The sequence below is a fragment of the uncultured Gimesia sp. genome (assembly GCF_937919775.1).
In the GTDB taxonomy this organism is placed as follows: domain Bacteria; phylum Planctomycetota; class Planctomycetia; order Planctomycetales; family Planctomycetaceae; genus Gimesia.
The window spans coordinates 1-9,727 of record NZ_CALFPF010000157.1 but is presented as its reverse complement, the minus strand read 5'-3'; the positions used below and the strand labels follow the sequence as shown (position 1 = coordinate 9,727).

The window sequence follows — 9,727 nt, the reverse complement described above, 5'->3', positions numbered from 1 at the left end:
TCAAAGTGCTCACAGGAAATTATGAACCGGGCACTAATGCATAAGACAATAAGGAGACACACAATGACAGGTAAGATGGATTGCTTTGGCTTGACTCATACCGGTGCCAGGAAGTCTCTGAACCAAGATCAGTTCCTGATCGCCGATCTGGAAAAATCGATGCGGATTCATTCGAGCAGTTTAAGCCTGGATGACCATTCCCGATTATTCGGCAACTCACAGGGTAAGTTATTACTCGTTGCAGATGGGCTCAGTCACTCTGCAACCGGTGATCTGGCCAGTCGATTAGCAACCGACTGTATTACCAGATACATCCTGAACAGGATGCCCTGGTTTCTTCATCTGGATGAACAATCAGAACATGACCTGTGTGAAGCCCTTGTGAGTGCACTCGAGCTGTGCCAGGAGCGGATGGAGTTAGATGTGCAGGAACATCCGGAACGTGCGGGAATGGGAACCACATTAACGATGGCCTATCTGCTCTGGCCGCGGATCTACGTGGTTCATGCTGGCAATAGTCGATGCTACCTGTATCGCCGGTCAAATCTGAAACAGCTTACCAGCGACCACAGCCTGGCTGAGAAACTGGTAGCCAGTGGAGCCTTAACAGCCGACGAAGTCCCGGAAATCTGGCAGAACTTGTTAGTGAATTCCATCGGAGGTGACAATGACAGCGATCTCAACCCGGAAATCCATAAATCGCACATGCAGATAGGTGACACCCTTTTGTTGTGTACTGATGGATTGACGAAACATGTTCCCGATTTAATTATTTCTGCAATACTAAGTCAGAATGCGTCGGCAGATGAAACTTGTGTGCGTCTGGTTAATCAGGCGATGGAAAATGGTGGCTCAGATAATATTACCGTCGTTGTCGCTCGATTCCTCAACGAAGGTGAGCAGGATGTCGCTATTTCGGATAGCGGCGATGTGCAAGCCAGGAGCGGTGTCAAGCGCATTGATAATGGCGTCCCATTCGATCATGATATCCAACCTGAGAAAATCTGATCCTCTGAGGTACTCTCGAAGTCACAGCATTGTTCTTTATGACGGTCCAGAAACTCAGCTGCCTCGGGAATTGATATATTTTCCAGAGTGAGTATGCTTGAGCTGCATGCGAGCAGATGAGTCTGGAAAATAGGTAGACAACAGGAAGTCACAATGGACAATCACGCAACGCTGTCTCTTTCATTCATCCTGTTTGCCGGCATGGCCTGCCAATGGATCGCCTGGCGTGTTAAACTGCCGGCGATCATCTTTTTACTCCCGGTGGGAATCCTGGCCGGTCCTGTGATGATGTGGCTCCAGCCAGACGAATTATTTGGTGAGCTGCTTTTCCCATTCGTATCCCTGGCTGTTGCCGTCATTCTGTTTGAGGGTAGTTTGAAATTAAAATTCCAGGAGATTCTGGGATTAGAGCGGGTGATCCGTAATATGATCACTTTGGGAGCCTTGTTTACCTGGATGGTCATTGCCGTCACAACACGCGTGCTGCTTGACTTTTCGTGGGAAGTCTCATTCCTCTTTGGAGCCATGATGGTGGTCACTGGTCCGACGGTGATTATGCCACTGCTGCGCACAGTGCGACCGAAAGAGAATATCGCCAATATTCTGCAATGGGAGGGGATCTTAATCGATCCGATTGGCGCGATTCTGGCGGTGCTGGTATTTGAATTTATTGTCTCAGGAGGAGTCGCAGATGACGGCTTTGCAGCCGGGCTGATCGTGTTCGGAAAAATCCTGCTCATTGGAATTCTGTTCGGTGCTGCCGGGGGTTATTGCTTCGGAGTGCTTTTAAGGAAATATTGGATTCCACAATATCTTTACAATATTGTAGCGCTGTCTCTGGTCTGCACGATTTTTTCCATCTCTAACATGCTCGAAACGGAATCTGGCCTGCTTTCGATCACAGTTATGGGGATCTGGCTGGCCAATATGAAAGGGATTGAGTTAGGCGATATTCTGGACTTTAAGGAAAGCCTCAGTATCCTTTTGGTTTCAATGCTGTTTATCATTCTGGCAGCGCGGCTGGATCTTAGTGCTTTCATGAATGTTGCCTGGCCTGCTCTGGGTATCTTCATTGCCATTCAGTTACTGGTGCGTCCATTAAGTGTGCAGCTTTGTGCCCTCGGCTCAAAACTGACGATGAGGGAACGCTGTCTTTTATCATGGATCGCCCCGCGTGGCATCATTGCAGCAGCGATTTCAGCGCTGTTCGCAATCAAACTCGAATCGATTGGTTATCCGGAAGCAGCACAAATGGTTCCGCTCACATTTTTTGTCATCATTGGAACGGTTTTACTTCAGAGCGTTACGGCCAGGCCCATCGCAAAAATATTAAAAGTAGCAGAACCCGATCCCAAAGGCCTGCTCATTATTGGCGTCAACACTGTGACCCAAACGATTGCTCAAGAACTGATGAAAAATGGATTTCGAACATTGCTGACAGATCAGAACTGGTCTGCGGTCACGGAAGCGAAACTGAAGGGTTTATACGCCTATTGGGGTAATCCCGTCTCGGAACACGCGGAACGCCATCTCAACCTGACTGGTATTGGCCATCTCCTGGCGATATCGCCGCACATTGAGCTGAATGCCCTGGCTGCACAATACTTTCGATTGGAATTTGGCCCCGGTTGTATTTATACCATTCGTAACCATCACCAGGAAAATGGAAAAACGGAGGAGAAATCGCTTTTCAAACACGGCGGACGGTTTCTCTTTGATCAAACGATAACCTATGAAGATTTAGACGCACGGTTCAAGCAGGGAGCTGTCATCAAAACAACCTTGCTGACTGAGGAATTTACCTATGAAGATTATCTTGAGCAGCTGGACGGGCAGCGTTTGATGCTGTTTGCCATTGATCCGAACGGAAACATTCATGTTTTCACTGCTCAGCCGGACTTTCATCCGAAAGCCCACTGGAAAATATTAGGGCTGTCATGGAAATCAGCCCCGCCAATTAGTAACTCATAGAATCCTCAGGAGATGTTGAATGGAGGCTCACAAACGCTGGATCGGACTGATTGTGTTTCTGGTCATCTGCATCAGTGCCGGGGGTGTGGGTGCACTGGCGACGACACCGGAAATCGCGGGATGGTACCGAACACTCACCAAGCCACCGTGGAATCCGCCTGACTATGTGTTCGGCCCGGTCTGGACGACACTTTATGTCCTGATGGCAATCGCTGGCTGGCTGGTCTGGAAGCCCGCCGGATTCCGCAGAGCCGCGCTACCCCTGAGCTTGTTCGCCGTACAACTCTTCCTGAATGTCGTCTGGTCGTTCATCTTCTTCGGAATGCATCAGCCGGGTTGGGCATTTATGGAAATCATTGTGCTCTGGCTGACCATTGTGGCGACAACCATCACATTCTTCCGCTGCTCGAAACTCGCCGGCTGGTTATTCGTGCCGTATCTGGCATGGGTCAGCTTCGCCAGCATACTGAACTTCGCTATCTGGCGCATGAATGTCTGATGGATTGCGCAGATTTTCCAGGATGGTTCAAAACAAAGTCCCAATCCACATATTACGGTGTATCAGTTTTTGTATCGGGCTCGCTGCAATCAACCAATCAGTTCGGGAATCGGTTTACCCTGATCGGCGATGATGGGGGTAGGTCGGCCGTTAAAGTCCTCAATCAACACGTTTGCAGCGTCGATTCCCAAATGATGGTAGATCGTGGCCAGGAAATCGCCAGCACCACAGATACGCTCGATGGAATCTTCACCGAATTTGTCAGTCGCTCCAATAAAACGCCCGGTTTCAATGCCGCCACCGGCCCAGATATTTGAGAAGGCGCGTGCCCAGTGATCACGGCCGGGTTGTTTTGTGCCTGCCGGAGCACTCGCGTTTCCTTCACCCGTACTGGGCTGATAGTTAATTTTGGGTGTACGACCGAATTCTCCCGTCACCACAACCAGCACGCGTTCGTCCAGACCACGCTCATAGATATCTTCGATCAGAGCAGAGACCGCCTGATCATAGGCCTGAGAGCGAAATCGCATCGCGTCGAAAACATGATGGTTCACTGCATGATCGTCCCAGTTCTGAACACGACCACACAAGGGACCACTGAGACTGGTCGAGAGGATATCCACGCCTGCTTCTACCAGACGGCGCGCCATCAGCAGTTGCTGCCCCCAGGTATTCCTTCCATAACGATCGCGTGTACGATCATCTTCTTTGCTCAAATCGAACGCAATTTTTGTTTTTGGGTTCGTCAGCAGGGTCATCGCCTGAATTTCAAATTCATCCAGCGCCTGCAGTTCCCCTGCCTGATCGAAAGCGCGCTCCAGTGTGTCAAGATTCTGGCGAAGTGTTGATCTGCGGTCCAGTTGCTTGATCTCGGCCGCATTGGACAAGCCAATGTTGGGCACGACGAAATTAGGCTGATTAGGATCGCCGGAGACGGAAAAGGGACCGTAGGCATCACCAAGATAGGCCGCTCCCACTCGCTGCGACGAGAAATTAATACCAACATAAGGCGGAAGCGGGTTTGTCCGAGGCCCTTCCTTAGAACGTAAATAGTTAGTTACGGACATCCAGTCGGGATACTTTGGGATTTCCTTATCACGCGTATCGGGATCGCCGGTCAGCATTCTCAAGGTACCGGCCGGGTGCCCGGGGCTGCCATGACGCATCGAACGCAGAACCGTGAATTTGTCGGCAATCTTCGCCTGGAGCGGCAGCAGTTCCGTGAAGTTCATGCCCGGCACTTTAGTCGGAATCGTTCCAAACGGACCACTGTACTCGCTGGGCGCGTTTGGCTTGGGATCGTAAGTATCAATGTGCGAACAACCACCGGGTTGCCAGACCATAATGACGGCTTTTTTTTCCTTCTTTTGATTCAAAGGACTTTCGGCCTGAAGACGGAGGATGCCCGGCAGACTCAGCGACGCAAACCCAGCCAGCCCCATTTTGAGGAAACCACGACGGCTTTCTGGTCCCGGGCAGGGATTAATCGAAGAAGCATTAAATGGATCTGTCATCTCTAGTTTGCCTTCTTAGCTGGATTGACACGTATTGTAATGGGCGTTGACACAATGATATCAACAATATCTTTGGGCGCTGCAGTGGCGGTCGCACTCTTTAACTGTTTATCGGCTGTTGTGACAGCCGCTTGAGCCGCTTTTACTTTTTCAGCAGCCGCTTTTGCAGCAGTCTCTGCACCAGCTCGTTGCGCATCCGGCGCAGTTTTTGCGAGCTCGGCCAATTTCTGGGACTCTGCTGCTAACGCATCTGCTTCCTGTTGCGCTTGCATCACCGCTGTTTTTGCTGCAGCCACCGCTTCCAGATTTTCGCGGTATTTAACGACGGCATATCCGTAAAAGGAAATTTTGTAATCGCCGGGCTGTGTTTTCAACGCGGCCAAGTCGAGATCAACCGTGGAACTGTCTGCAGTCAGTGGCGCATCGAACGCCGGCACTCCTTCGAAACCTGCACCATAGGTATTTAAGGTCACGTTGGCACCGGAAAATTCAGAGCGTCTCGCGTGAACCAGCGGAATGCTCAGCTTCTCACCAGCCGTCACTTCCCAGACCTTGTTTTCAACGGGAGAGATTGTGATGGGAGCCAGTTCAGAATTCGATACGGATACAGGTACATCAGCCAGCAGGCGTGGACTCGGCACTTCTCCCCACCCATCTTTAACAGGCCATTGCATCGAAGCCATGCGGCAGGGGCGCGTCACAACTTTTCCGTCGATGGTGGCTCGTCCGAAAAAGGCAGCGCTGGTTAACCCTCGAGTGGCATTCGCCTCGGCACTGATCAGCATAATGCCTCTAGTCTTGCCTTTGGGAATTTTCAATCCGGCGGCTGTGACGCCTTCCGGCAAGTTTTCCATGAACAAATCGATCTCGCCATCAAAACCATCGCGGCGCACCACAACAACTTCGATTGGCATTGTAGCGCCGGCTCGCAAAGCGATCGGTTTGGAAAGAGCATTGCGGTCACCGTTTCTCAGGTTCATATGCAAGCTCCAGCCGACGAGCGCAAAATCAGGTTCTGCCTTGCGGATAATCAAACGATAGATATTTTGCGGATCATTACGCGTGCCACCAAACAGGTCGCGCAGTTGCAGGCGATGCACGCCATCCTGTTTGATTTCCAGCTTACCAATAATGTCTGACGAACCTGCGTTATAGGGAGGTCCATCATACGAATAACCGTTGCTGGAGATTTTCACAGGACTGGCAATATCACTGAGTTCCACAACATCGGTTCGCGTTTCATCAGGCGCTTGACCACTGATGTGTTGCACAACAATCGAAGGATCTGTGGGTCGCCCTAATCGCTCGGAGGCTACTTCCACCCACCACACTTCACCTTTTTTGGCGGTGAATTCAAACGTATCGACATCAGCCGCCGGAAAGAAACTTCCGGTAATATCACAGGGCAGCGTAATTTTCTGGGCCTGAGCATGCTGGTTATTAGGTTCCGCTTCGGGACGAACCGATTTGTCGGTCAGCCCCGGAGGTGGCCAGGAGAAAGCGCTGACAGTTTGAATTGCCGGCAGCCGGGGAACGAGTTCGTCTTTCGCAACGGATCTGATGGCAAGGCGGTAAAAGTGATGAGGCCCCCCGTCATACGTCAAACCGTGTAGTTTGATCACATACTTTCCTGACTCAGGAACCTGAAAATCGAGCATTCCGCCGCGTCGTTCCACCAGCAGGTCCATGCCCTGCTCATCTGCAATGATCACAACAGGGTTCAGTTTTGAATCGATGCCCTTTGCCGCACAGTCCACAACAATCCGCTGCCCTTTGGTTGCTTCGAATGTATAGAAATCAACATTTTGTGCCGTCATCACCGCATTGCAGAGGGTATTCAGATCCAGCTTCAAGGCGTTTTCCAGTGCTGTATTGGGCTTGGTACGCGTGATTTCGGGAAACGTCCCCACGTTAAATGCGCGTGTCGAAGAAACACCAAGACGCGTCATCACACGGGCTTCATGAATTCCCTGCGGGCAGTCTTTCGCGATGGAAACCACATATGTGTTGGGGACAGGCTGTCCGTCTTTTCCCAGTTTTTTCGTGGCGGTAATGCCGGGATTTGAGAAACTGAGTTCTTCAGCGTTTTCGAGATGTTCACCGGTAATCGTCACATCAAAACTGGTCCCGACCTGCCCGCCCATAGGCATTGTCGTCAACAGACGCGGTGCCGGAAGACAAACGAGTTGCGCCACCGCTGTCGACGAAATCAGACAGGTCACAAGACAGATTCCTGCAACGAAAGAAAGCGGTTGTCGAAGTTGTCGCATCATTGCTGAGCCTCTGGTTAAAAAGTTTGTAACACATTTTGCGTGGGGGTGAGTACCACACATTAAGGTCGAGGTGCTGTTTCTCATCTTGTCCCTAGTGATTAAACAGGAATTCCTTTGTATTCATTAACGCCCAGATTAAATCCTGATAGTCTTTCAGTGACGGTTTTTTCTTTTCACTTGACTGCGTTTTGGCATCTGCCACAGGCTCGGTGAGGTAATCCAGTGCGGTCTTCAATTCTTCCGGATCTGGTTTGCGTGAGAAAGCGGCGAGATACAACTCGGTTACTTTTTCTTCAACCGTGCTGTCGGACTTGGCAAATTGAGCGGCACGACCATCGCCGGCTGCCAGTTTTGATTTAATCTCTCCGGAATTGATCAAATGCAGGCTCTGCGCGAGACTGGATGTCTGAATGCGTTCACACTCGCAAACACTGGCGCTGCTCGGTCTACCGAAGACTTTCAAAAAAGCGGAGGAATTTGTGTAGCTGTTATCAGGCAGCGCTATCGCACGCGTGCCGGGCGGCAGGTTCGCGAAGCGGGTCGTCGATCCCGCGAGATGATCGATGGAATCGAGTAAGACTTCCGCCTGTAACCGTCGTGGGTAAAATCGAGAGTAGTTCTGGCGATCCAGCAGGTTATATTCATTTGGCATAGAGCTCAGCTGATAAGTGTTCGACTGCGTAATGACTTTCACCAGTTTTTTCAAATCGAAGCCGGAGCTGATGAAATGTGCTTCCAACGCGGCCATCAATTCCGGATTGGTAGGCGGGTTGGTATCCCGGATGTCATCTTCAGGCTCAATTAAAGCGCGTTTGAGAAAATGTTTCCAATAACGATTGACCAGCGCTTTGGCAAAGAACGGGTTCTCCTTGGAACTCATCCAGTTCCCCAGTCGCAGCCGCGGATCTTCATCCGGCGCGATCTCGCCGATTTCATCACCCAGCGCGACCGGCTTTAACATCTCTCCCGATTTCACATTTTTAGCCTGAGCAACTCCTCGCTGATGAAAAATCAAATCCTCACCCTGAATGCCGGTTGGTTTTCGCCCGATCTGGGAAAAGAATGCCGCCAGACTGTAATAGTCGTCCTGGCTCCAGCGTTCGAAAGGGTGATGATGACACTGGGCACACTGCATCCGCACTCCCAGAAACAACTGAGCAATATCTTCGAGCTGTTCCTTGGGGTCTTTGACCCTTTTGTACCATGCCACCGGCGGATTACTGACAACCGTACCCGTTGCCCCTAAGAGCTCGCGTACTAACTGATCATACGGCACATTTGCCAGCAGACTGTCCCGAACCCACGCATGAAATGCAAAGTTCGCTGTGATATCGCTGGCGGCATCCCGCCGATTCTTCAGCACTGGAGTCCACTTGGAGGCGAAGTAATCCGCATAGTTCGGACTACGTAATAATGCTTCGACAACCTGATCGCGCTTATTAACGTCGGTACTTGCCAGAAACGCCGCTGATTCTTTTTCGGTCGGAAACCGACCGCAGATATCGAGTGTCACGCGACGGAGAAAAGTGGCGTCGTCACAAACAGGTGACGGAGGAATTCCCAGTTCTTTCAGGTTGGCAAACACATGCTTATCAATAAAATTCTTTTCTGCCGGTACTGTTAAAACCGGGGCTCCCAGGGGGACAGCAGCGGTAAAAACAGACACCTTGCCCTGATAACGCACCATCACGGCGACTTTCCCCGGAATGTCGTTTACTTTCACAACACCGCTTTCGCTGACCTCTGCCATCGAGGCGATGTTCGACTCATATAGCGCCATGTGAGAAACATCGCGGGTACTGCCATCCGAGTATTTCGCCACTGCTTTCAGCTGTTGTTCTTCTCCCATATTAACCAGACCACGTTCTGGCTGAACCTGCACTGACACCAATGTCGGTTCCTTACCGGTGGTGTAGGTCGCACCTTGCTCAATCCATCTTCGGATCAGTTCGTAACCTTCCGAATTGCGGGGGAGCTTGATTCCACCACCATGCGGTGTCTCCCCGGATGCTTTCGTGAGCAGCAGACTTTTTGTGGGAACAGAGGGAAACAGTCGCCGACCGTGCCCTTCTTTCACCAGGCTCTCATAGTCTTCCAACGTCTCAAAGCCCAACAGAGAGAGTTGAAAACCATTCTGCCCTCCACCGGCTTTGGCGTGACAGACCCCCATATTACAACCGGCTTTCGTCAACACCGGAATTACGTCATTGACGAAACTGACGGCAGGCTGGGGCTCTTCCCCCAACGCAACCCCGAGACTTCCGAGTGTCACGACCAGTAAATTAAGAAGGCTGAGAAAGAACAGACGTAATGAAGAAGCATTTTTCATTGTTGTCATATCAATTCTGATTGCGGTGGGAATGAGTTAGGGAGGGAAACGCTGAAAAAAATATCTTTTTCTTATATAAAACTTTACTGCTGCGAATCTTAAATGTCAATATTTAAGTTTTATTTATTACCCA

6 protein-coding genes are annotated in these 9,727 nt (G+C 50.7%); 3 read left to right on the top strand and 3 right to left on the bottom strand.

The annotated features are described in order from the left end of the window. Nucleotides 1-63 precede the first annotated feature (63 nt). The 3 genes from Q0294_RS04285 to Q0294_RS04275 all read left to right on the top strand — a co-directional run bounded on the left by Q0294_RS04285 (nucleotide 64) and on the right by Q0294_RS04275 (nucleotide 3,478). A complete protein-coding gene (locus Q0294_RS04285) occupies nucleotides 64-1,008 on the top strand; it encodes a protein phosphatase 2C domain-containing protein (protein ID WP_299461277.1) in 945 nt (314 codons plus the stop codon). A 153-nt stretch (nucleotides 1,009-1,161) separates the two neighbouring features. Then, nucleotides 1,162-2,979: a sodium:proton antiporter gene (locus Q0294_RS04280; protein ID WP_299461275.1), complete on the top strand. Its 1,818-nt coding sequence runs from the start codon at nucleotides 1,162-1,164 to the stop codon at nucleotides 2,977-2,979. A 19-nt stretch (nucleotides 2,980-2,998) separates the two neighbouring features. Beyond that, nucleotides 2,999-3,478 (top strand): TspO/MBR family protein, encoded by a 480-nt coding sequence (locus Q0294_RS04275; RefSeq protein WP_299461273.1) that lies wholly within the window; start codon nucleotides 2,999-3,001, stop codon nucleotides 3,476-3,478. An 89-nt stretch (nucleotides 3,479-3,567) separates the two neighbouring features. Here Q0294_RS04275 and Q0294_RS04270 read toward each other — a convergent pair whose 3' ends face one another. The 3 genes from Q0294_RS04270 to Q0294_RS04260 form a co-directional block, all read right to left on the bottom strand. After that, nucleotides 3,568-4,992, bottom strand: a complete 1,425-nt coding sequence (locus Q0294_RS04270; protein ID WP_299461271.1) for a DUF1501 domain-containing protein — start codon at nucleotides 4,990-4,992, stop codon at nucleotides 3,568-3,570. 2 nt (nucleotides 4,993-4,994) lie between these two features. Beyond that, entirely contained in the window at nucleotides 4,995-7,214 is a 2,220-nt protein-coding gene (locus Q0294_RS04265; protein ID WP_299461268.1) for a serine protease, read from the bottom strand. A gap of 142 nt (nucleotides 7,215-7,356) precedes the next feature. After that, nucleotides 7,357-9,603: a DUF1549 and DUF1553 domain-containing protein gene (locus Q0294_RS04260; protein WP_299461266.1), complete on the bottom strand. Its 2,247-nt coding sequence runs from the start codon at nucleotides 9,601-9,603 to the stop codon at nucleotides 7,357-7,359. Nucleotides 9,604-9,727 lie beyond the last annotated feature (124 nt).

Coding starts and splice junctions, on each gene's coding strand:
- Q0294_RS04270 (WP_299461271.1), bottom strand. CDS start 4,992: ATGACAGATCCATTTAATGCTTCTTCGATTAATCCCTGCCCGGGACCA.
- Q0294_RS04260 (WP_299461266.1), bottom strand. CDS start 9,603: ATGACAACAATGAAAAATGCTTCTTCATTACGTCTGTTCTTTCTCAGC.
- Q0294_RS04280 (WP_299461275.1), top strand. CDS start 1,162: ATGGACAATCACGCAACGCTGTCTCTTTCATTCATCCTGTTTGCCGGC.
- Q0294_RS04275 (WP_299461273.1), top strand. CDS start 2,999: ATGGAGGCTCACAAACGCTGGATCGGACTGATTGTGTTTCTGGTCATC.
- Q0294_RS04285 (WP_299461277.1), top strand. CDS start 64: ATGACAGGTAAGATGGATTGCTTTGGCTTGACTCATACCGGTGCCAGG.